The organism is Mesorhizobium sp. 113-1-2 (assembly GCF_016756475.1).
Classification (GTDB): Bacteria; Pseudomonadota; Alphaproteobacteria; order Rhizobiales; family Rhizobiaceae; genus Mesorhizobium; species Mesorhizobium loti_C.
In genome coordinates, this window is record NZ_AP023242.1 from 1,871,801 (window position 1) to 1,892,442 (window position 20,642).

The window sequence follows — 20,642 nt, forward strand, 5'->3', positions numbered from 1 at the left end:
TATCTGGCAGCAGCCTAATTGCAACAAGCCCTGACAGGACTTCTGCTACCGTCGCGTGTCCGATACGCATAGCAAGGCCATGCAGGAGGTGCCCGGACCGGCGGACGTGCAATGGCGTCGGGTCAGGGTAACCAAAGCTGCTTTTTTGGATGGATTTGCGCCGCAAGGCCGGCGAGATTCTGCTTCGCACCGTTTCTGGGAAACATTTCGATCTTTGCGGCGTTGTAGTTTGCATGGGTGGCGGATTGTAATGCGAATGCTCCAGAAGTTCCTGTGCTTCCTTGTCGCGCTGACTGTTTTCGGGGTCTGTTTCGCGACCGGAGCGGTTGCCCAAAATGAAAAGCGCCTGGCCTTCGTGATTGGCAATGCCGCCTATCAATCCGGCGCACTCGCAACGCCAGCCAACGATGCCGGCCTGATCGCGCAGACCTTGCAGGCGGCCGGGTTTGACGTTGTCGGTGCGCGCGACGTTGACCAGGAATCGTTGCGCGGCGCATTCCGCGATTTCCTCGCCAAGGTGAACGCAGCCGGTGCGGATGCAATCGTCTTTGTCTATCTCGCAGGCCATGGCGTGCAGTTCGAAGGTGAGAACTACTTTGTGCCGGTCGATGCCCAGATAAACAATGCCGCCGACGTGCCGATCACGGCGGTGCGGGTGTCCGATCTCACCAAGCCCCTGGCCGCTTTGCCGACGAAGGTCAACATTGTCGTGCTTGATACGGCGCGGCCGAATTCCTTCGCGCAGTCGAATCAGCCACTTGCTGGAGGCCTTGCGCTTGTCGATCCCGACCCGAACATGCTGATCGCCTTCAATGCCGCTCCCGGCACGGTCGTGCCCGAGGGCAAGGGGCCATACGGCGTCTATGCCCAGGCGCTGGCCGAAATGATGCGCGAAGGCGGCCTGCAGTTGGGCGACGTCTTTGACCGCACGCGCCTGCGCGTCAACGAGGTGACGCAGGGTGCGGAAGTGCCCTGGAACGCCTCGAAGGTCAGCGCACCCTTCGTCTTCTTCGATCGTGCTTCGGATGCGCCCGCGCCCCCGGTTTCATCGGCGGACGCCCGCACCATGAGGACCAAGCCGATTCGCGACTTCAACGCGCGCGACGCTTACGTCGCGGCCCTCGATCGCGATACCATGCGCGGCTACGAGGATTTCATCGTCACTTATCCGCACGACCCGATGGCCAAGCGCGTACGCGCGATCCTGGCGGCGCGGCGCGAAGCGATCACTTGGCGCGAAACCTGGCTCCAGGACACGCCCGAAGCCTACTGGTCCTACCTTGATCGCTATCCGCACGGCCCGCACGCCTGGGATGCCCGCCGCCGGCTGGAGCATTTCGATGCAGCGCTGCAGCCGCCGGAGGATTTTGCGGTCTTTGAATACGACGTGCCGCCGCCGCCGGAGGAGGAGATCATCTATGTTGACCGGCCCGTGCTCTATTTCGACGACCCGGAATTCGATTTCGCGCCACCGCCACCCGTGGCGGTCACCTTCCTGCCGCCGCGGCCGCGCGACTTCATTGAACTGGCACCGCCGCCGCCGCCGGTCGGAATCTTCGTTCTGCCGGTGCCGGTCTTCGTGCCGGTGCCGGTGTGGGTCAACCCACCGCACAACATTGTGCCGCCGCCCGATGACATTGTCTTCAACAACATCCACAACACCCTGATCATCAACAACACGACGATCAACAACGAGACCAACAATCAGGCCGGGCAGAGCAATGGCAATGCGCCGGGCGGTCTCAATACGGGCCAGAAGCTCGGCGCGGCCGCAGGCTTGGGCGCGGCCGCGATCGCGACCAAGGTTGCGCTGCCGCCGCTGCTGCAGAAGAAGGCCGCGCTCTCTAACCAGAACCCTGCCGCTCAGGGCAAGCTCGGCCAGGGTGTGACGCAGGGTCAGCAGCCCAGCGGGGCGACGCCGCAGTCGAAGACGCTGTCCACCAGTGGCAAGCTGCCCACCGACCACGCCTTGCCCGGAGCCAACGGCAAGACGCTGCCGCTCGTCAACGGCAAGCCGCCGATGCTTAACGGTCAGAATTTGCCCAACAACAAGTCCAAGAAGCTGCTTGGCAAGCAAGGGACCGTAGACGGCAACAATCAGCAGCCTACCGGAAATGCCGGCGCCGCTATCGGACAGGGCAATGGCCAGCAGGGCGGGCTGACCAATGGACAGGGCAAGGGGGGCAAGCCTCTCAAGCTCCCGAAGGTCAGTGGTGCGCCGGCCGTGAATGAGCCAAGCGCCGAGCAGAAGGTCAAGCCGCACAACCCGTCCGTGCTCACCGACCAAAACGCGCCCGAAGGCAAGCAGAAGAAGCTGCTGCGCAAGCAAGGGACGGCAGGCGGGAACCCGCAAGCTATAGGAAATGCAGGCGCCGCCAGTATGGAAGGCCAGGGGGCTGGGCAGGGCAATGGTCAGGGCAAGAATGCCGAGTTGCGCAAGCTCCCCACGGTCAATGCGCCGGTCGGGAAGGGTTCGAGCGCCCAGCAGAAGTTCAAGCCGAACAGCCCGTCCGTGCTCACCGACCAAAATGCGCCCAGCGGCAGGCAGAAGAAGCTGCTACGCAAGCAGCGTCCATCGTCCGGCCAGGCCGTGGTCGTGGAGCCGAAAGGGCAGGGGGCCGGTTCGGCGAACGGGAACGAAAGGAACAGGAAGTTCCGCAAGCTCCCCAACGCCGTTGGCGGATCAGCGGGCGGCGAGGTCAACGTCCAGCGGAACGTCAGGGTCAACAAGCCGAATGAAAATGTGCAGCGCCAGGTCAAGCAGGAAAAGCCGCCCGCGCAGGTGTACTCCAAGCCGCAGAGACCGGAATTCCGTGCGCAGCCGAAGCCGGAGTTCCAGGCGCAGCCGAAGCCGCAGTTCCAGACCCAGCCAAAGCCCCAGATGCGAGAGCGACGTCTGCCGGAGCAGCCTAAGCCCCAGCCGCCGCCGGGTAAGAAGCCGTTCTGCGGGCATCCGGGTGAGCCGCCCTGTAGCAAGTAAGACTGACGACGGTGGCAAGGCCAGTGCCGACGAGGGCGATCACCTGGGGCAGAAGAGGTGGCGTACGGTTAGTGAGCCGTCGCAGCATATATCTGTCTTTTTGGAGGAACGACAGGTCGTTGACCGCTGCGGCTGAAAGGCAATCCAGATCTAAGTGATGGTGGCCTTCCGGCTCGACCATCTTGAACTGCAGCACCCGTTCGCGATCCTTCGCGGCCAATACCAGCCTCGCCTGAAACTCATGGGCTTCCATAGGGGCCACCGTGCTCTGAAGGCGATGATGGTTGCCAGCGACGGGTTCAAGGCGAAGCGTCTCTGGCCCGTTGGGGCGTTCGACAATCACCGTTGCGGTCAAGTCGCCGGCATGCCGGTCCACGGTGAGACACATCCGCTCCCCTGCGGGTGTGTCGACAATTTCCAACGTTCCGACGGCCAGCTCACATGCGACCGTGAAAGGAGCCGTCGCATGATGATCATGAACATGTGGCGCTGCCGCGCCCATCGTTGGCAGCCCGCCCGGATTCTCCAGGCGGATATTCGCTTCTGATAGCGCCGGCAGATGAGCAAACAATTCCTCCCTGAAGGCTTCGGTGACGCCAAGCACCTCCTTGGTCGTTGCCGCATCCGCGACGCTGATGGCGACGTCGGCATGCAGGCGATGGCCAATCCAGCGCGCCTGCACGCCCTGGACACGCTCGATGCCGGGCACGTGTTCGGCGGCGTGATGGATTTCATCGACAATGCCGGGTTCGACGCCGTCAAGCATGCGCGTCAGCACTGCCTTGGAAGACTGCCAAACGATCGCGAAGATGGCCACCGTGATCAAGAGGCCGATGATCGGATCTGCAAGTGGAAAGCCCAGCCATACGCCGACGGCGCCCACGCCTCTCTCTGCCGGCGGCGCCACATTCTTTCGTCGGCGGCGTGGCGGCTATCGCCTTCAGAGTTGGCCAGTGACGGAGAACCTTCGTTCGGGATAGGTCGCCGCAAGAAGCATGCAAAGGACGCCGCCTTCAGAACTGCCGAACAAGACCGCCCGTCGCGATGCGATTGCATCGACAGCATAGGCTAAGCCTCGGCATAGCCGCCTCCTGGGCGATCAAAAAAATTAGATGCCATGTCGGATTTGCAGGCGGTCATGCGTCTTCAAGCAAGCGGCCACTCGCTCGACTGGCGTCTCGACAACCAAAGGAATGATCCATGACGAAGAAGATTTTCGTAAGCCTGCCGGTAACCGACGTAAAGGCATCCAGGGCTTTCTATGAATCTCTCGGGTTCAAGAACAATCCCCAATTTACCGGCGAGACAACTGCCGGGATGGTATGGAGCGATGAAATCAACTTCATGCTGCTCAGCCGTGACACATGGCAAACGATGACCACCCGTCCGATCCCGCCATCGACGTCCAGCGAGGTGATGCTGGCGTTGTCCCTGGAAAGTCGCGAGACCGTCGATGCGATGGCGGCCGCAGCTGCGGCAAACGGAGGCACAGCCGACATCAATCCAGTCGAAGATCATGGGGTTATGTACTCCCGCGATCTGGCTGATCCGGATGGTCATGCCGTAGGCGCGATGTGGATAGACGCCTCTGCAATGCCTTCGGTCGACCAGGCGGAATACATAGTCGACCCGAGAAATCGTAGGCGTTTGCCGCCGAGCGCTTAAATGCCTGTGTCCCAGCCGGCAACCAACAGGCCCTGACGCAGTTGCTCGCGGTCTTCTGCCCGCTCCATCCTGCATTCATCGACGATCTGCGCGATCGTGAGATCGGGTACCAGCGCGTGACCGTGCCTGACGCAAGCGAGCGCTTTGTCGCCGTCGCCCGTAGCGGCGTAGCACACCGCAAGTCGAGCCCATTGCCAGGCGCTCTTGCGCGGAAGGCATGCGAAAGACGCGGCAGCATCCCGGTGACGCCCGGCGATCAGCAAGGCTTCGCCGCGGTCGTGATAATACCAGGTCGGATGAATTGGGTTGAGCAGAACTGCCTTGTCGAGCAGGTCCAGTCCGGCCTTGGCATCACCGCGCAGTGCCCGAAGATAGCCGGTCTGGGCAAGCGTATCGGCGTCGTAGGGATTGAGATCAAGCGCGCGAGTGAAATGCTCCTCGACGGAGTCGTATTCATCCCGCCCGCGATAAAGCAGCGTAAGCGCCAACATGCGGTGGCAGCGCGCTTCGTCGGGGGCGAGGGCGATTGCATGCAACGCCCGGTCGCGCGCCTGGTCAAGCACTCCGAGTGGCGCATCGCCGTAGCCGCCGATGATCACATCAGCAAGTGCGAGATAAGCGTGGGCGAGCCCTGCAGTTGGATCGAGTTCGATTGCTTTGAGAAAATGGTCCCGTGCCGCTTCGTTGACACCCTCTCCATAGCTGCGGAGCAGTTCCTTCCCACGAAGGAAGTGGAGATAAGCATCGACGTTGGCGGTTGGCGGCGCCACCGATCCCCGACGCATGACAGCATTTTCTATGTTGGCGACCAGTGCGGTGGCGATCCTTTGCGCCACCAACGTCTGGAACGCAAAGATTTCACCCTTGGTGAAGCTGAAGCTCTGCCCCCAGGCGCGCCGGCCCGACGTGGTCTCGGACAACTCTATGCGGGCGGTATAGTCGGCGCCTCCGCCCTCGACGTAGCCCTCGGCGATATAATCGACCCCTAGACCCTGGGCGGTGGCGCGAAGCTCTGCGCCAGAATTTTGCGCCAATGCGAAGGCAGAATAGCGCGCCAACACCGCGACCGTCTTGAAACAGGAAAGGGCATTGGTGATCTCTTCGACTGCACCGTCGAACAGCGCCTTGCCAACGGTGTTGCTGGCATCGACGCGGAACGGCAGCACTGCCACCATCGGCTCCGCTCTCAAAGCCTCCGCGTATGGCGTCGGAACAGGCCCGGTCTCGGGCACCTGGAGCAGGTAGCCGCGGCGAGGCACCGTTCTGATCAGGACCTGTGCTTCATCGCCGATGGATTTGCGGGCGTCGCGGACCGACTGGGTGAGCGAATCCTCGGAGACGATGATCCCCCGCCACACGGCTTCCAGCAATTCTACCTTGCTAAGTACCCGACCGGGATTTCGTGCGAGGTAGGTCAGCAACTCCAAGGTCTTGGGTCGTATCGACACGATCTCGCCATTGCGCCGGAGAGTGCCCCGCTCAATGTCGAGAATCGCGCTGCCAATCTGTAGCGCCAAGTCCTTGCCCCATAGACGCGCTTGATCGCGCGGCCATCATCGGAGCGGCATCATGGTAGAAAATCAAGCTGGAAACAGTCTCAAGGCTGAAAAGAGGCTGCGAAAGCGCAGTTGCGGCCTTGACCGCTTCAGGGCGGGAGCGCCTGGCTTGTCACTGGACGCTGTCGTCTCGAGGTAGGTCAACATCTCGTTGCTCTCGCCCAGACAGGAGCCCGCGAACCCCGTGGAAAGGAAGCGTAGCAGTTCCTCTCTTGCCAGTTCGGCGGATGGGGACGGCACTTCTGCCTTGGTGTACATGACCAATCTCCGACGTTGTGCTTAGAGCACCCCTGGGTTGTTGGAATAAGGATGGTCCTATCGCGGCCTTCTTGTCCTGAACGGTTGCTGATTTTTTGCTGAAAGTCCGACCGCTTTGATTGCAGTCAGTTGGAATGGCCCAGAGCTTTGGATCCTCCGCTCCAATTGCCGTAGATGTCTTGCCTTCGGCAGACAACAAAAGTCATCGGAAATGAGCACCGACTATAAGCCCTCGATGGGCAGCGCCATCTCCACGTCCATTTGGACCTCATCGACCACTGTGAAAGTCATGGAGCTGGCTAACGGAACAGGTCGACCGCTTGAGCCGCCTCTTGGACAAGGACTGAGACCAGCTCAAGCGCGAGATCAAGGACCGAGAGGTCAAGGTCGTGGCTCTGGACTCGCTGACTTCGCACATGATGCTGAAGACCGAGGACGCCTTCACCGGGCGGATGTTCGACGCGATCAATGGGATGTTGCTCGACATGCTCGCGGCCATCGCCCGCAAGGACTACGACGACCGGCGTCGCAGGCAGGCTCAGGGAATCGCGACGGCGAAGGCCGAGGGGCGCATGAGGGGCCGGCCAGAGGACACCGAACGCAACGACGCCATCATAGCCATGCTTCGGAAGGGACAGAGTTGGAACACCATCCTGAGGGCGACAAACTGCTCACGCTCGACGGTCGCAAAGCTCGCCAAGCGCCCCGAATGAACTGGCCGCGCAGACCTACAACGAGCCGCGGGGCAGCTGGCTCGCTTGCGGTGGCCGCCGGGCCTAGCCGACTTGGGGCTTTTTTCGGGGCAAGCCGACTACGCTTTCGTCGGACCACGCTCATCGTCAGTGGCGGCCTCGGCTCGGCTGGGGTGTTGCCTCGCATCACGTTTTAGACCCTGCGCAGCTTTGATCACGGCCTTGCGGCTGTTGCCGTGTTTTAGGATAAACTCCCAGACCAGGTCCGCAGCCAAACGGCTCTCCGAGGCGAAACTTTCGACCTGATGGTCGTGAATAGCATCATGCCAGGCCTTATAGCCGCCCATTTGGTCTCCGCTCTAGGCGCCGCACGGCAAAGATATGCGCTATTGCTAATATAAGGAACATGCGAACGAAGGACGGTCCTTGCGAGGACGAGTGCCGGCGCCGTTTAAATGCTGACCAGGTATAAAGCCGGGCTCCCCACACGGTCACCGGCGGAAATATACGGGGTTTGAATAGCTGAAAGGACCGCGCGGGCATCCTAAAGCTGCGAGACTGAGGCGATCGTCCATCACGAACCTGGCTTGGCTGACTGACTAGTGCCTGGAGATAGCCGCAGGCGGCCGCGCTGGTAACGTCCCATTCCATCGGATGAACGGCCCCGTAGCCAGTGAATTTAATTGTGGTTGTCTAACAAGATAGCAAGTTTTCTGGTTACGGCACTTTCTACAATCAGTTCCTCCAAACCGATGTCTCCGATGCGCGAATTGTTGACGCGACGCCTGATTACTCGGAGCGCCTCAGATATCGAAACTGCGGTGGTCTTCGCATGATCATCCAGATATCGGCCGACTTCGATCACGGCATCTGCATCGATGTCGAATGGTAATTTTCGCATGGCGCCCTCCCGCGCGGCACCTGGACCTTGTTAGCATAAATCAGCCAGCCGAAACGCAGCATCATCAAAAGCAGGAAGCCCACGCTTTAACGCCCAAGGGGCAGACGTAGCTGCAGTTAGCGCAACCCCTGCATGATGAACCGGTAGATCGTGCCAATTTCTTCGTCGATCTCTTGGCTGGGAATGCCTTGGGCTACCGCCGCCTGTTTCGCAGCCACAGCCATATCGATCACAAGCAGCACCGGGTCCGCGATCGGCTCGTCCCGCAAAGTATCCGATATCCAATGGTAGAGGAAATCGCCGCCTCGCTTGCTCATTCTTCCCGGAAATCCTGAAGTGAGGCGTGGCGGAGGTCTTCCTCGCCCCGCACATGCTTCACACGGCCAATGATGCCAGGCTTCACCCATTGCGTGGCTGGCCGCCTCACGCCCTTCTGCGCCGACCCGGCGTGCTCCTGGACGCGCTTCCACAGCCGCTCACGGATAGGCCAGCTTGAGTTGATGAAGGCAGAACCGACATAGCGGCCGGTACCCGATGAGCCATCAGGGCAAATGCCGGTTTGCCGGCTTCGCGTCCGACGCCGAACAGTTCCTATTCGCCGACAGAGTAGCATTTCGCCTTCAGCCAGTTCGTCGACGCGCCAGGGCGAAGCCGTGTAGGCGGGTTGTCGGTCGGCTCGGTCACAGGGATATTTCTTCCGTAGCTCCCTGCGCCGCAACCGGCGTTTTCGGACGATCAGCATATCCATGGGTGAGGCTACGACCTTCGGACTAGTCCGCCGAGACTAGGAGCAAGTTTCGGATCGTAGTCCCTCATGTGGATAGCCCTGACCTAAGCCAAGATCAATTTATTTCGGGATATCGAACTTCAAGATGAAGCTCGGACAGACAGAAGGGTTGGGGTAGGAACAATGACGCTGATTGACGGGCGCAACGACACCGTTGCGGGCAACAGGTATGTTGTCTTGGGGAATGAATCTGGAACCGCAACTTCTACTACGCGCAAAACTTCAGCTCGGCCGGCTGCCGATGTCGGGGACTCGAAGCGACGCAACATGGAATCCGTCACCGGCATGCTTGACCGCATTGGCTGTGGCTATCTCCTCCTGAACCGCGAGAAGAAGGTGGTTGAATGGAACGCCGCCGCCCAAAGCACATTTGAGCGTCAGGACGAAGCGGCTGGTACAGCTGCCGAACTTTCGGCTGCGCTAAGGCGGCTTGTTGCCAATGTTCCGGCCAACTTTCTGCCAGGGTCGTTGTCATGGGTAGTGATCCGCAGCGCCGCCGACCGTCCGGTGGTGCTCAATGAGGGCGGTGTCATTGCTCCTGATGGGACGAGCATCGTGGCATTGTTGGACCGCGACAACAGGTCGTCGGCCAATCCTCAGACGCTGCAAAAGATGTTCGGCTTGACGAGTGCGGAGACCCAGCTTGCCATGCGCCTGGCTCAGGGAGATGCCCCCTTGGAAATCGCCCGCAGTTGGCACCTCAGCCCCACCACGATCAGATCCCAGCTAGCTTCGCTGTTCGCCAAGACCGATACCAAACGTCAGGCCGAACTGGTGGCCCTCCTCGGGCGTATTTCCGTATTGCCGTGAGGCTGCCGTCTCGTCAGGCGGCGTTCGCCAACACAGTCAGGCAATTATGGCGTTGCCCGTGCGCAGCACTCAGGTTGCAGAACGGTAGGCAACTGGCCGATCCATCATCGCGGTCGCAGTCCTGTTTTTTGGGCTGTGGACGCCGGGATTTGTGATCGTGCCGAGTTGCCTTGCTCGGGCGGGTTTTCGACCAACTCAAACTCGTGGACGACCAATCAGCCGATGCGCAGGACGATTGGCCTCCCGGATCACAGCCAACTACATGGCCGGGATAAAGGATGAGGCCGAGCTCGTCCACTGTCCACACAGCCACCGGGCCGTTAGCCCAAGGCGTGACGGCCGAACCTAATATCGGCACCGAGCTTAAGCGGTCATGAGCACCGGCGGAATCAACTTCCTGGATCAATGGATCGCTAGCAACGTCCCGGGGACGGCCGGCGCCGAAGTTATCTCAGTCTACGACCAACAGACTGGCCGACGCCAATGCGCTTGGCATCAAGCGGGGCGAGATCGACGAAGAGGTTGACAGCCGCTACCGCACGATCCTGGACGCGATTATGCACTGTGATCCGGGATGACGGAATGAATGAGCGCTCGCGGCCTGAAATGTCTCGACAATTGGGTGGCCAGGCAACTGCCCGCTCTCGCACGTGAAGGACCGATCGCCGAGTGTCAAACGGCTTCCAAAACTGACCCTCGATTGGAGTGAGCCCTTCGGAGCGGACAGCTTGACTAAGCAGAATTGACTTGGAAGCCGGGCTTTCGAAGGATGGAAGCCATGACTGCACATCGTGCGCACAGCATCGAGTTCAAACGTCAGGTAGTGCAAGAGTTCCTCTCCGGCGAGACGCTTCATGGTCTGGCCAGGCGGCACGAACTAGCGCGTAACCTGATCCGTATCTGGGTCCAGAAACACCAGGCCGGCGCCTTCGACGAGGATGTAGCGGCGGCCGAGACGCAGACCTATGAGGCTCGGATCGCCGCGCTGGAGCGGCTGGTAGGCCGGCAAGCCTTGGAAATCGAGTTTCTAAAGGGGGCTCTGAAAAGCGCACCACGTCCCAGAAGCGGGCCTACATCCGTGATCACCGGCCCCGCGGTGTCTCTATCGCTGAAGGATGCCGGCTGATGGGGATCGCGCGGTCAACCTACTACGATCAGCCCGAAACCGCCGTGGATGACACTGCGCTCGTCGAGACGATGGGTGAGATCTCCGACAGCTTCGAAGCCTACGGCTATCGCCGCATGCAGGCTGGGCTGCGGCAGAGCGGCATTGTCGTGAACCACAAGAAGATCAGACGATTGATGCGCGAGCATGATCTGCAGCCCAGGATCAGGCGACGCTTCATCGCCACCACGGACAGCAATCATGAATTGCCGATCTTCCCGAACCTGGCGAAGGACGTGACACTCGATGGCCGAACCGGCTTTGGGTAAGCGACATAACCTACGTGGCGATTGCGGCAGGCTTCGTCTACGTCGCGGTCATCCTGGATGCCTGGTCCCGCAAGGTCGTTGTTGCGGCGACCTATTGAACCCACCGCCTCAAGTCAGCCATATAGGGTAACACTTGCCGCGCCCGGGAGCAGACATCGCGGGTGACCATGACACAGGTCACGGTCGCGCCATAAGCAGGCCTCCCGCCAGACGGGCCGGCGTGTGCTCGCGAACGTTCCAGAACATCGGTGGGACGGCGATCTCCGAGCAAAACTCACGTACTTCGAGGGGCGAACAGTATGATCGCTACCGCAAGCAACGCGATAGCGCCGCCCATGAGATCCCATGTATCCGGTCGATGCCCTCGGCCAGCCACAGCCAGAGCAGCGACGCCACGATGTAGATGCCGCCATAAGCCGCGTAGGCGCGACCACGCATAATCGCTGGGAATGAACGTAAGGAGATATGCAAACAGCACCAGAGATGCGACGCCCGGCGCCAGCCATAGGATTGATTTCCCCTGCCGCAGCCAGACCCAGAAAGCAAAGCAGCCGGCGATTTCGGCGAGCGCGGCCGCTGCGAACGTCAGGAAGGAACTGAGGAGGATGCGCATGCCGTCCGAACGTGTCACAAGCTCGTGGTGATGGCCACCAGCCAATCCGGCAAAGCCTGTTCAAGGCCGATTTGTATCGTGCGGTCGAACCCCGATAGCGTCGTGACGCCAGCCACGATTAGCACGGCGCCGAGTGCCATTTTGATGCGGCTGGACGCAGCCAGCATCCTACCTCGCCAGCGGAGCAATGCTTCTCGGGACATCAGTGCCAGAGCCAGCAGCGGCAATGATGTGCCAATGCCGAAAGCCAGCATGGTCAGCACCACCATGCCGAGATTTTCGCCGCGCGCAGCCATGATAGAAGCCGCACCAAGCGTTGGCCCGACGCAAGGTGTCCATACCGCGCCCAAGAGCAGCCCGACACCGAACTGGCCAGAGATGCCGGAGGTCGAGAAACCACTGAAGCGGCTTTGCGTCCAGTTGCTCACCGGGCCGGCCGCGGTGGCGAACTGCGTCTGGAAACGCGGGACCAGCAGCACCGCGCCGACCAAGATTAGCAGCACGGCGGCAGCCGAGCGAAACACCGTCATGTCGAGGCCGATTGAAAAGCCAATGGTGGCCACGAAGACGCCGATCGATGTGAAGGAGACGGCGACGCCAACCGCCAGGGCCAAGGGTGCCAACCGATGTTCGGCCACCGCCCCAGTCAGGACGACCGGCAGCAGCGGCAGCACACAGGGCGAGAGGATCGACAGAACACCGGCAAGCAGGGCAAGCAGCTTGTCACAGCGCCTCGCGCAGCAGTGCTTCGATGACCGCCGGGTCGGTCTGGCCGGTTTGCCGGTCGACCTCCTTGCCGCCCTTGTAGACGATCATCGTGCTTTGCATCTGCACGCGGTAGCGAGCCAAGATTTCCTTTGCGTGTCGAAGTCGACATCGAACTTCTTCATGTTCTTGAAGTCCGGCGAGGCCAGCAGCGATGCCACGATGGGCTTTTGCGCCTGACAGGTTTCGCACCATGGCGCTGTGACGTGGATCATCACCGGGCCGCCGGCTTTGAGCGCGTCGTCGAAGCCGGGAATGGTTTCGTCGCCATTGTGGGCGATTGCGGGGTAGACAGCGGCAGCGATACCGGCAGCGGCCGAGAGCATCAGAAAGTGACGACGTTGCATGCTATGCAGTCTCCGTGACGTTGGATGCAGCGAGTTCGGGGGCAGAGCGGTCGAACAAGAGGTCCGCTGCCTCGGCCGCTTGCTGTGGGGCGGTGATTGTTAGGACAACTCCGCGAGAATTGTTCTTCAGGTCAAAGGTCAGGAACGCGCAGCAGATCTGCTCCTTGCGCATCAGATCGCTGACCTCTTCCAGTGCTTCCGGCCCATAGGTGAGTTCGAGTGACAGCGGCGTACGATCGGCATTGCGCAATGACCGACGCGCCAAGGCACGGATGCCGGCGACACGCTCCTTGAAATCAGACGCGCCAAGGGTGCAGGCGATCGATAGTGCATCGTTCTCGGCCGCAGGGGCGCAAGACGGGCCGCAGCCGCAATCGCCTTGTGCCATCAATGATTGAAATGTGGTGTTGGGCGCGGCCTTCCGGCGCGACAGAAGATAAAGACCTCCGGCGGCGACGACCACAAAGCCAGACCAAGCTGGCCGATCAAAGCTAAGCCGACACCACTGGCAGCGATGGCGGCGATAACCGGCGGCGCGATTAGAGGTGCGCAGCAGGCCGCGCAGGCTACAAGAACAAGGCCGGCGCCTGTGATCGTCTTATCAACGTCCATGCATATTTCTCCCTGTTGCCGGGCCGGCGTGGGTGGAAGCGGCCTGCCAAGCCAACACAGCCAGGATGACGACCGCAGCGTGAGAGAGGGCTGTGAGCGCTGCCAGGCTCGCCACGCTTGCGTTAGCGCGAGCGAGTTGCAGGAAAACCTCGCGGCCATCGAGAATTGCCGCGGCACCCGCCAGGAGAATGGCCAGCAAGAGGGCCGCTTTGCCAAGCCTCAGAACAGCGGCGGCGAGCATTATCGAAACGCCGACGAACCCCCATGCCAGCCAGGGGGTTTCGAGATTGATGCCAAGGATCGTCTGTTCGGCGTGGCTGCCCGTTTCGCCGACCTCGGTATTGTCACCACCTTGTTTCGCGGCAGGACTCTCGGCCGCTTCGTCATGGCCGCCCTGTTCCTGAGCCCCTGCCGCTTCGTCGTGCGCGGCCATGCTGGCGGGCTCCCGATGTCCGCCCCCTTCCATCAAGACGGCGGTGGCGAAGAGAAGCGCCGAGATCGCCAGCATCGCCGACGTCCAACGGATAAGGGCGACACGATTTGCGAAAAAACCCATCAACGAAATCTTCCTCTTGGATCAGTACGAAGATAGCGTACTCCTTCAAGTAACTTGAGGTTCAAGGAGTATCTTGCGATGAACGTTCACGTCCGCGTGCTCACCATCGGAGCGCTCGCCAAGGCTGCCGGCGTCACGACGCCGACCATCCGCTACTACGAGGAGATCGATTTGCTGCCTCCCGCGCCTCGCACGGCCGGAGGGCAACGCATTTATGACGACGACGATTTGGGTCGGTTGACGTTTATCAAGCAGTGCCGGGACTTTGGCTTCGGCATTGGTCAGGTGCGCGTGCTGATGGAGCTATCCATCAGCACCAGCCGCGATTGCGTCGAGACGCGCGACATTGCCCAGGTGCATCTTGACGAGGTCCGCCAGAAACTCGCCGAACTGCGCTTGCTCGAACGTCGGCTGGAAAGCTTTGTGACACGCTGCAACATCGCCTGTGCCGGCGGTCCAGGCCAGGACTGCGTGATTTTCAAGGACATGGCTGCACTGGCCAAATCTGGCGTTTGCTGCGGATAATAGCCCGAACTGTCCACAGATCGGTGTCGCGCTGAAGTTCAAAACTCAGGTCAGCGATATATTGCCGACGCGGCGGGGGACGGACACCTCGCAAGAGGCACCAGTGGGTAATGCTGACCGCGTCCAGGGTCTTGGGCACCGTCTGCGAATTAAGTCAGGCGCAGACCTTAAGGCCGCCGCGCAACCTCGCGTCCCTTATGGGTTGACGACCTAGTCGGTCCTATATCCCGAGTCTCAGTGCAACCAACAAAGCCGGCACGAAGACAAGGACAATTGCCATGACTACGACAACGACAACGCCAAGTCTCTCCGTTCGTCTGACCAGGCCCTCAATATTCGCGTCCTCCGCAGAAGAAAGGAGGAGGTCCAGCGCTGACGAGGTGTCTGGAGCAGGGGTATTGTTGTCATTTGCGGCGGCTTGATTTGCACCGTCATGGACCGTCGGTCTTTCGTCAAAAGTCACAGCCTGCCTCGATTCTAGGAATCTCACAACCTCACCACCAAGTCGCAGCGATAGAAGAGCCGTCCGCCCAAGGGCGGCTCAAAAGGGGGTGCGGTCGTAACGTTGTTGCCAGGCCACGGTTGCGGGGCAGGGCTTCAGTCGGGTGGCTCCCGGACCTTAGTCCCGCAGCGGAACGCAAATGCGTGGGGGCCGTTGCTCATCCGTTATAAATCGAAATGGAGAGCAAAATCATGGCTGACGGCCCAACTGTTGTAAACTCGGGAGGGGGCGGCGGCACTGCGGTCGCTATCGTTCTCGCAATCATCGCAATCGTGGTCTTGTTGGTTTTCACCGGCGTCATCAACATTCATGGCGGCAGGGGGCAGGACATCAACGTAAAGGTTGAATCGCCTAAGGTCGAGGCGCCGAAGGTTGAGGCGCCCAAGGTTGAAGCTCCTGCGAAGCCTGCGGCTGCGGCACCTGCTGCCAACGGAGGCTGATTGCCGCTTGGCTCAACTTTGTGCGGCCCCGGCAGTTAGGAGCGGACATGCTTTCATACGGGAGAAATGTGCTGGCCGACACTAGGCCCACGCAGCACTGCGTAAGCGTTCAGCTGTACGAATTGCTAGGAGAGTGGGTCGTCCGCCTCGTGGAGGATGGTGTAAGCAGTTACAGTAGAACCTTCGCCCAGAAGGACTTTGCCGAGTCTTTTGCCGAAGGGCAGCGCCTTCGCCTTGGCTTGCATTCGTACCAGCGAATTTAACATGTTAGCCAGTCCGGTATGGCCCGCTGCCGACGGCGGCGGGCTTTTTCTATTGGATGGACATCGGTCGACCGGCTTTTCAGAGGGCTTGCCGCTGACCAAAGACCCAAATCTTGGTCGGCCCGCGCTATCTCCCGGCCTTTGCGGGCCTTTATCGTTACGAGGATTTCGGCGGTCGTTGGAATCCGCAGATTTTGTCGCGCACTCCGATCTGTGCCGCACGCCTCGCCGTGTGATGCTTCGAAGGGTTTAGTACGTGCACCTGGCTCACCTTCAGGCCGTCAATGAGGTCTGGAGAGGTCTCGGAAGACCGTGCACCAAAAGCGGAAATCGGCCGATCGGCCGCGAAGAGTGCTTCCATTGCACAGTAGGCCGCTGCGGTTTTCGCTTCCGGCCCGTAGAGCTCGATTGCGGCAATGACTGCATCGTTAGGATCGGCGAATTCTGAAAGCCTCAGCGCCGCGCCCTTGTCTGTCCGAGGTATCAAGAACGTATTCCTTCTCTTCGCCACAAGCCGATGAAGGTCGACGTAAGATCACCTGGTACACGGAACGCTTCCGTGGGTAGCGAACGCCGGACGGTCCGGTTCGCGTACCAGCAAGGCTGGCAAGTCGCCGAGAACAACCAGGCGATCACGACATTCGACAGCAAGGACGAAGCCTTCATCTTCGTGAAGGCCAAGCACGCCCGCGTCCGGTTATCCTGGGGACGGACCGTCATCGCCGGGAAGACGATGCATTTCGACTTTGAGGGAAGCTTTCAGGACACAGGTGTTGCGCTGGCGGGCCGCATGGCCGCACTGCTCGACCCTGGGCTCTCCTGGGCCGACGTCGACTGGCTGCGCACCGTTTGGTCCGGACCGTTGTTGCTGAAGGGCATTCTGCATCCCGGAGACCTGAAGAGGCATCTGGCGATCGGCGCGTTGAAGTGATGGAAGCTGACGATGAATGGTTGGTCCGCGTGGTCGAGGACGACCAGGAACTAACCCGATCATTCGCGCTGCAATCTTTTGCTCTAGCCTTTGCTGAGGGGCAGCGGATACGGCTAGGCCTTGCCCATTTCAAACGGATCTAGGCACCCTTCGGGTTCGAGGCCATGGCTTACGGCATGGTCGATGCCGCGACGCGCGCGCGGTCGAACGATCCTCAAGCTCGTCGCCAAACGGCGCCGGCCGGAGCGGCGATAAGGGTAACTCAAGTCCGCCGGAACACTATGTTCAGCCAATGCGTTTCATGATCCTGCAAGGGACGATTTTTATTGGAGGCGGAACATGCGCAGCTTCGAAATGGTCGATCTGCTTTACGTGGTCGAGGCCTGCAGGCACGATCGAGTGGTCGGAAATTTTGTCTCGATGGCTGAGGGCGTCGAAGAGTTGAGGGTGCTGACCGGCGATTTCGTGTCACCGGACGACGTCGTGGCAAACGCCCTTTCCACGGTAGCGCTTGCGCGAGGCTGCTCGGTGTTGTTCGACGAACAGGCGGGTGCTGAAATCCACTTTGACGTCCTGACAGCTAAATCCTAGCGGCCTTGCCCCAGCAAATGCGGTCGGAACTCCAATAGCTGCACTGATCCGCCTCCATGCCGCGAGGTGGCCATCGCTCCGTCGGTTCATCGGACCTATCATCGCACCGCCCGCCACGTGGGTGTGGCGGGCGGTGCGATGGATACGAGGTCAGGTCAGGATAAGCACGATCTTCAACGTGTCCGGATCGACGATGACGATCCGACCATCGGCCAATACGAAATACTCGTAGCTTTCGTAGGCCGGCACGATCTTGACGATGCGCGCGGGCAGACGATGCAACCGGATTTTGTGCCGGGGAACCTCGATGCAACTGAAATGTCGAAATCGACATTCGACACCGGCTCGACCCTGGTCTCCTTGATGACCTGGGTGATCTGGGTTTTCTGTTCGACAGTCACGTTGCTGATGGAAGCAGTCGACCCCTGATCAGTCTGTGTTGAGGTCTTGCCCTGGGCCTGCTGATCGGTTTTAGCGAAATCTAATTTAACTGCGGTCTGTCAGAGTTCCGCGCATGCGTTTGAAGTTCGTCGCGCCATTGATGCCTACCCTGGTCAACCAGCCTCCGGAAGGCGACGTTTGGAGTCACGAAGTCAAGTTCGACGGCTATCGCTCGCAGATGATCATCGATGAAGACGGGACGCGCATTTACACCCGCAACGGCCATGACTGGACGGCCAAATATCGCGACCTGGTGCAAGAGGCGAAGCGCCTCGGAGCGGAAAGCGCCATCATCGACGGCGAGATCATCGTGCTTATGCCGGGGGTTTTTCCGACTTTGGCGAGTTGCGCAAGGCGATCACCCGCCGGCAGCATGATCTCTATTTTGTCGCCTTCGATCTCCTGCATCTCAATGGCCACGATCTGTGCGACATGGCGCTGGATGAGCGCCGCGAGATTCTGCGCAGCATGATCGAACCTGGCGGCCGGATTCAGTTCAGCGAGTCGTTGCCGGGTGAGGCCAAGGCAATCTTCCATCTTCTCGACAAAGCCGGACTCGAAGGCATGGTATCGAAGCGCCGCGACAGCAAATATCGCAGCGGCCCGTCAACCATCTGGCTGAAGGCGAAATGCTATACGGTTGATGAATACGATCTGCTTGGCGTCGAGCGTGAGGCCGGTAAGCCTGCCTTTGCCCTGATGGCCGATCGGGCGACAGGACGATATGTCGGCTCTGCATTCATCAATTCGAGGGGCGCAATTCGCGAACGCGAGACCCGGCCCGCGATAGGGATATGGCCTCGATAGGGCCAAGGCAGCCGCTGCTGGGGGGTGCTGATCGGTCGCGTTGCCTTAAATCCTGCGCAGCTTTGATCACGGCCTTGCGGCTGTTACCGTGTTTTAGGATCAACTCCCAGACGAGGTCGGCAGGCAAGCCGTTCTCTGCAGCGAAACATTCGACCTGATGGTCGTGAATATCGTCATGCCAGGCCTTATAGCCGCCCATTTGGGCCTCCGCTCTAAGCGCCGCATGGCTAATATATGCACTCTTGCTAATATGGCGAAACATGCGAACGAAGGAGCGCAACCCGCGGGCATGACCGACAAGCCTGCAACGACCTACGTCGTCAGCGTCTTCGAAACCCCGAACTGGCGGACCGTGCTGACCACCAAGGACGAGCAGGAGGCGTTCGATATAGCCAAGGAGATCGGCGACAAGGTGAGGATCGAGGAGATCACCCCGAAGTCGAAGAAGCGCTGAAATGGGAGCTTGCAGCGCTACTTCCCGACAGCATCTCGATCAAGGCTTCTGTCGTCGCCCAAGCTCGATGGGCCGGACGGTTTTTTGCTAGACTTAGGATTTTGATCGTCTGGCACGCGGCTTTCCTCTGCCGGACTGTTCCATTGCGTTTTTGGCGCTTCGAAGAACAATTCAAAAATAGACCATCCGACGGCCATCACAAAAAGGATGCCCGCGAAGATTGGAAGAATGCCCCACCGTGGGGGTTTCTCCTCTGAAACATCGGGGGGTATCGAAATCACCCTGCTACCAACCAAACGGATGCCGTCTAACCCAGTACGGGTCGAAATGTTCCAGGCCGCTCCGCCGCCGGCCAGCATGAGCGCGCCGATTAAATGACGCTCACTCGCTCGCAAATTTCGTCCCCGCAAGGGCAATAAAATGGCCGGGCGCCCGCTGGGCGGGGTGGCATTGGGCTAAAGGCGCCGCCCAAGCGGAAACAGGTCCGCCGCCGACGCAGATTATCAAAGGTCAGGGCAGGGGATATGGTGTGATCGCGCAAGGCTTGGGCTTAGGCGCGCCCGTCCGTTTCGCTTTCCTCGTCAATCATCCGGACCGGCAGATAGGCGTTTGTCTCAAGCCATTCCCGCAGGACGATCTGAATGAGATCCGACCTGCCTATCTTCATCTCAGCGGCGATGGAGTTCAGAGCGTCTTCGATCGCCGGCTCTAGTGGCACGCCCGCGACGTTTCGCAGCATCAGCGCGGCCCGCCGCAGAACAATCTGCAAATCGGGCCGCGACACGTCAGCAATCCGGTCGGCCGCGCTCTCAAGCTGTTCGGCTATGGACAGGCGCGTCATGACGCCGAACGCGACGAAGGTGACGGCGAAACGTTCGTATGGTCCGCGGACACCAGCATTCCCCAGGAGGGGCCGGCCTGGCACGGTGGCAGATTTGGCCCGCTACCACTTCCGGCAGCCTTTAAGTTGGCGCCATCGGAACAGACAGAACGGCAATTTGGTTTCATGTGACGGAGGAACTGATGCCAAATCAAGCCAAAGAGCCACGGCCGGCGCCCGACCCGAATAAGACGCCTGTCGATGACGAAGTAGCCCCGGAGCCTAAACATATCGATCCGTCACCGCGAGACGTGCGAGAGGCACCGGTACCAAATCCAAAAGGCGCCGACAAATCCTAGACCGCCGGAGCCTGCGAAGCCCGCTGCCCCACAGTAGCGGGCTTTCTACTTTCCGTGCGGCACAATGTAGGTACTGCTGACGCCGTTGCTCCCAATGCCCCGCGTGACAACAACTGTTGAGTAGCTGTTCGGCAGCGAGCCGGTCACTGTCGCGTCGATTCTGCGGCAGCGGCCGACAATTTCGCCCCTGGGAGCGCTAGCCAGCCTGCTTTTCAATGAAGTCAGGCACTCGCCAAGCGACGAATACACTGCCGGGGGCATGTTAATTGGCTTGCAGACAAGAGGCGCATTCGGGCTGCACGAAAGCAAAATCATCACTGCCGCAGTCGCCGGGTCCATCACCGAAGCTCCCATGTTTGGACGAGGCTTTAACGCGGATCGACCGCCTTTGTTGCACTTCCGACGCAACGGCCCGGCTTCCAATTTTCTTGGGCTAACAGCGGGATCAGCGGGCATAAGTCAGATGACCGGCTGCAATTCATTGGCGCCAAAACCGTCTTGTCTCTCTCGGTTTAAGCGAGTCGTGACCACTC

General features: G+C 60.3%; 28 protein-coding genes and 1 pseudogene. 14 read left to right on the forward strand and 15 right to left on the reverse strand.

Going from position 1 to position 20,642, the window contains the following annotated elements; translation table 11 throughout:
• Window positions 1-250: 250 nt before the first annotated feature.
• Window positions 251-2,980: a caspase family protein gene (locus JN279_RS09010; protein ID WP_096449625.1), complete on the forward strand. Its 2,730-nt coding sequence runs from the start codon at window positions 251-253 to the stop codon at window positions 2,978-2,980.
• Here the strand turns inward: JN279_RS09010 and JN279_RS09015 are convergent.
• Window positions 2,910-3,863 (reverse strand): cation transporter dimerization domain-containing protein, encoded by a 954-nt coding sequence (locus JN279_RS09015; protein WP_202352559.1) that lies wholly within the window; start codon window positions 3,861-3,863, stop codon window positions 2,910-2,912. The two genes, JN279_RS09010 and JN279_RS09015, sit on opposite strands and share 71 nt — an antisense overlap.
• Window positions 3,864-4,180: 317 nt before the next feature.
• On the opposite strand from JN279_RS09015, the gene JN279_RS09020 reads away from it, so the two are divergent.
• Window positions 4,181-4,645, forward strand: a complete 465-nt coding sequence (locus tag JN279_RS09020) for a VOC family protein (RefSeq protein ID WP_202352560.1) — start codon at window positions 4,181-4,183, stop codon at window positions 4,643-4,645.
• On the opposite strand, the gene JN279_RS09025 is transcribed toward JN279_RS09020, so the two are convergent.
• Both JN279_RS09025 and JN279_RS09030 read right to left on the reverse strand, forming a co-directional pair.
• The gene (locus JN279_RS09025; protein WP_202352561.1) at window positions 4,642-6,162 is read right to left on the reverse strand and encodes a winged helix-turn-helix domain-containing protein; all 1,521 of its coding nucleotides are present in this window, start codon (window positions 6,160-6,162) and stop codon (window positions 4,642-4,644) included. The genes JN279_RS09020 and JN279_RS09025 overlap by 4 nt on opposite strands.
• 63 nt (window positions 6,163-6,225) lie before the next feature.
• Window positions 6,226-6,459: a hypothetical protein gene (locus JN279_RS09030; protein ID WP_096449617.1), complete on the reverse strand. Its 234-nt coding sequence runs from the start codon at window positions 6,457-6,459 to the stop codon at window positions 6,226-6,228.
• A gap of 416 nt (window positions 6,460-6,875) precedes the next feature.
• Here JN279_RS09030 and JN279_RS09035 point away from each other — a divergent pair, with 416 nt between their 5' ends.
• Window positions 6,876-7,172: a helix-turn-helix domain-containing protein gene (locus tag JN279_RS09035; protein ID WP_342216342.1), complete on the forward strand. Its 297-nt coding sequence runs from the start codon at window positions 6,876-6,878 to the stop codon at window positions 7,170-7,172.
• A gap of 98 nt (window positions 7,173-7,270) precedes the next feature.
• Here JN279_RS09035 and JN279_RS09040 read toward each other — a convergent pair whose 3' ends face one another.
• The 3 genes from JN279_RS09040 to JN279_RS09050 form a co-directional block, all read right to left on the reverse strand.
• A complete protein-coding gene (locus JN279_RS09040; RefSeq protein WP_202352562.1) occupies window positions 7,271-7,498 on the reverse strand; it encodes a hypothetical protein in 228 nt (75 codons plus the stop codon).
• A gap of 332 nt (window positions 7,499-7,830) precedes the next feature.
• Window positions 7,831-8,052: a hypothetical protein gene (locus JN279_RS09045; protein ID WP_202352563.1), complete on the reverse strand. Its 222-nt coding sequence runs from the start codon at window positions 8,050-8,052 to the stop codon at window positions 7,831-7,833.
• Window positions 8,053-8,168: 116 nt separating this feature from the next.
• Complete coding sequence (locus tag JN279_RS09050) at window positions 8,169-8,369, reverse strand: DUF768 domain-containing protein (protein ID WP_202352564.1); 201 nt, start codon at window positions 8,367-8,369, stop codon at window positions 8,169-8,171.
• Window positions 8,370-8,962: 593 nt separating this feature from the next.
• On the opposite strand from JN279_RS09050, the gene JN279_RS09055 reads away from it, so the two are divergent.
• The 4 genes from JN279_RS09055 (at window position 8,963) to JN279_RS38800 (ending at window position 11,181) form a co-directional block, all read left to right on the forward strand.
• A complete protein-coding gene (locus JN279_RS09055; RefSeq protein ID WP_096449613.1) occupies window positions 8,963-9,649 on the forward strand; it encodes a helix-turn-helix transcriptional regulator in 687 nt (228 codons plus the stop codon).
• A 778-nt stretch (window positions 9,650-10,427) separates the two neighbouring features.
• Entirely contained in the window at window positions 10,428-10,775 is a 348-nt protein-coding gene (locus tag JN279_RS09065) for a transposase (protein ID WP_096457798.1), read from the forward strand.
• A complete protein-coding gene (locus JN279_RS38150; RefSeq protein ID WP_096449611.1) occupies window positions 10,775-11,083 on the forward strand; it encodes an IS3 family transposase in 309 nt (102 codons plus the stop codon). Before JN279_RS09065 ends, JN279_RS38150 begins: the two co-directional genes overlap by 1 nt.
• A gap of 14 nt (window positions 11,084-11,097) precedes the next feature.
• On the forward strand, window positions 11,098-11,181 hold the full coding sequence (locus JN279_RS38800; protein WP_446720415.1) for a hypothetical protein: 84 nt from the start codon (window positions 11,098-11,100) through the stop codon (window positions 11,179-11,181).
• Between the two features lie 176 nt (window positions 11,182-11,357).
• Here JN279_RS38800 and JN279_RS09075 read toward each other — a convergent pair whose 3' ends face one another.
• From JN279_RS09075 to JN279_RS09095, 5 genes are all read right to left on the reverse strand, one after another.
• Window positions 11,358-11,696 carry a hypothetical protein gene (locus JN279_RS09075; RefSeq protein WP_202352565.1) on the reverse strand — a complete coding sequence of 113 codons (339 nt, stop codon included), beginning with the start codon at window positions 11,694-11,696 and terminating at the stop codon, window positions 11,358-11,360.
• Between the two features lie 14 nt (window positions 11,697-11,710).
• Window positions 11,711-12,415 (reverse strand): cytochrome c biogenesis CcdA family protein, encoded by a 705-nt coding sequence (locus JN279_RS09080; RefSeq protein ID WP_202353671.1) that lies wholly within the window; start codon window positions 12,413-12,415, stop codon window positions 11,711-11,713.
• 93 nt (window positions 12,416-12,508) lie between these two features.
• A complete protein-coding gene (locus tag JN279_RS09085) occupies window positions 12,509-12,808 on the reverse strand; it encodes a thioredoxin family protein (RefSeq protein ID WP_202352566.1) in 300 nt (99 codons plus the stop codon).
• Between the two features lies 1 nt (window position 12,809).
• A complete protein-coding gene (locus tag JN279_RS09090) occupies window positions 12,810-13,271 on the reverse strand; it encodes a hypothetical protein (protein ID WP_202352567.1) in 462 nt (153 codons plus the stop codon).
• Between the two features lie 138 nt (window positions 13,272-13,409).
• Window positions 13,410-13,976 (reverse strand): hypothetical protein, encoded by a 567-nt coding sequence (locus JN279_RS09095; protein ID WP_202352568.1) that lies wholly within the window; start codon window positions 13,974-13,976, stop codon window positions 13,410-13,412.
• Window positions 13,977-14,054: 78 nt separating this feature from the next.
• Between JN279_RS09095 and JN279_RS09100 the strand changes: the two genes are divergently transcribed.
• Both JN279_RS09100 and JN279_RS09105 read left to right on the forward strand, forming a co-directional pair.
• Window positions 14,055-14,501, forward strand: a complete 447-nt coding sequence (locus JN279_RS09100; RefSeq protein ID WP_202352569.1) for a MerR family transcriptional regulator — start codon at window positions 14,055-14,057, stop codon at window positions 14,499-14,501.
• Window positions 14,502-15,194: 693 nt separating this feature from the next.
• Window positions 15,195-15,443 carry a hypothetical protein gene (locus JN279_RS09105; protein ID WP_202352570.1) on the forward strand — a complete coding sequence of 83 codons (249 nt, stop codon included), beginning with the start codon at window positions 15,195-15,197 and terminating at the stop codon, window positions 15,441-15,443.
• A gap of 420 nt (window positions 15,444-15,863) precedes the next feature.
• Here the strand turns inward: JN279_RS09105 and JN279_RS09110 are convergent, their stop codons facing one another.
• Window positions 15,864-16,193, reverse strand: coding sequence for a hypothetical protein (locus tag JN279_RS09110; protein ID WP_202352571.1), 330 nt, complete (start codon window positions 16,191-16,193; stop codon window positions 15,864-15,866).
• A gap of 72 nt (window positions 16,194-16,265) precedes the next feature.
• Between JN279_RS09110 and JN279_RS09115 the strand changes: the two genes are divergently transcribed.
• Window positions 16,266-16,637: an alpha-hydroxy-acid oxidizing protein gene (locus JN279_RS09115; protein WP_244734458.1), complete on the forward strand. Its 372-nt coding sequence runs from the start codon at window positions 16,266-16,268 to the stop codon at window positions 16,635-16,637.
• Window positions 16,638-16,976: 339 nt separating this feature from the next.
• Window positions 16,977-17,228: a hypothetical protein gene (locus JN279_RS09120; protein ID WP_202352573.1), complete on the forward strand. Its 252-nt coding sequence runs from the start codon at window positions 16,977-16,979 to the stop codon at window positions 17,226-17,228.
• A 150-nt stretch (window positions 17,229-17,378) separates the two neighbouring features.
• Here the strand turns inward: JN279_RS09120 and JN279_RS09125 are convergent.
• Window positions 17,379-17,701 (reverse strand): annotated as a pseudogene (locus JN279_RS09125) (DUF1236 domain-containing protein); the annotation flags it as partial.
• Window positions 17,702-17,742: 41 nt separating this feature from the next.
• Here JN279_RS09125 and JN279_RS38670 point away from each other — a divergent pair.
• From JN279_RS38670 to JN279_RS09135, 3 genes are all read left to right on the forward strand, one after another.
• Window positions 17,743-18,141 carry an ATP-dependent DNA ligase gene (locus JN279_RS38670; protein WP_274608672.1) on the forward strand — a complete coding sequence of 133 codons (399 nt, stop codon included), beginning with the start codon at window positions 17,743-17,745 and terminating at the stop codon, window positions 18,139-18,141.
• Window positions 18,072-18,476: an ATP-dependent DNA ligase gene (locus tag JN279_RS38675; RefSeq protein WP_274608712.1), complete on the forward strand. Its 405-nt coding sequence runs from the start codon at window positions 18,072-18,074 to the stop codon at window positions 18,474-18,476. The genes JN279_RS38670 and JN279_RS38675 overlap by 70 nt, the downstream gene beginning before the upstream one ends.
• Window positions 18,477-18,765: 289 nt before the next feature.
• Window positions 18,766-18,930, forward strand: coding sequence for a hypothetical protein (locus JN279_RS09135; protein WP_202352574.1), 165 nt, complete (start codon window positions 18,766-18,768; stop codon window positions 18,928-18,930).
• Window positions 18,931-18,947: 17 nt separating this feature from the next.
• Here JN279_RS09135 and JN279_RS09140 read toward each other — a convergent pair whose 3' ends face one another.
• Together JN279_RS09140 and JN279_RS09145 are read right to left on the reverse strand one after the other, a co-directional pair.
• The gene (locus tag JN279_RS09140; RefSeq protein ID WP_202352575.1) at window positions 18,948-19,289 is read right to left on the reverse strand and encodes a hypothetical protein; all 342 of its coding nucleotides are present in this window, start codon (window positions 19,287-19,289) and stop codon (window positions 18,948-18,950) included.
• A gap of 191 nt (window positions 19,290-19,480) precedes the next feature.
• The gene (locus JN279_RS09145) at window positions 19,481-19,771 is read right to left on the reverse strand and encodes a hypothetical protein (protein WP_096457795.1); all 291 of its coding nucleotides are present in this window, start codon (window positions 19,769-19,771) and stop codon (window positions 19,481-19,483) included.
• Between the last annotated feature and the right edge of the window lie 871 nt (window positions 19,772-20,642).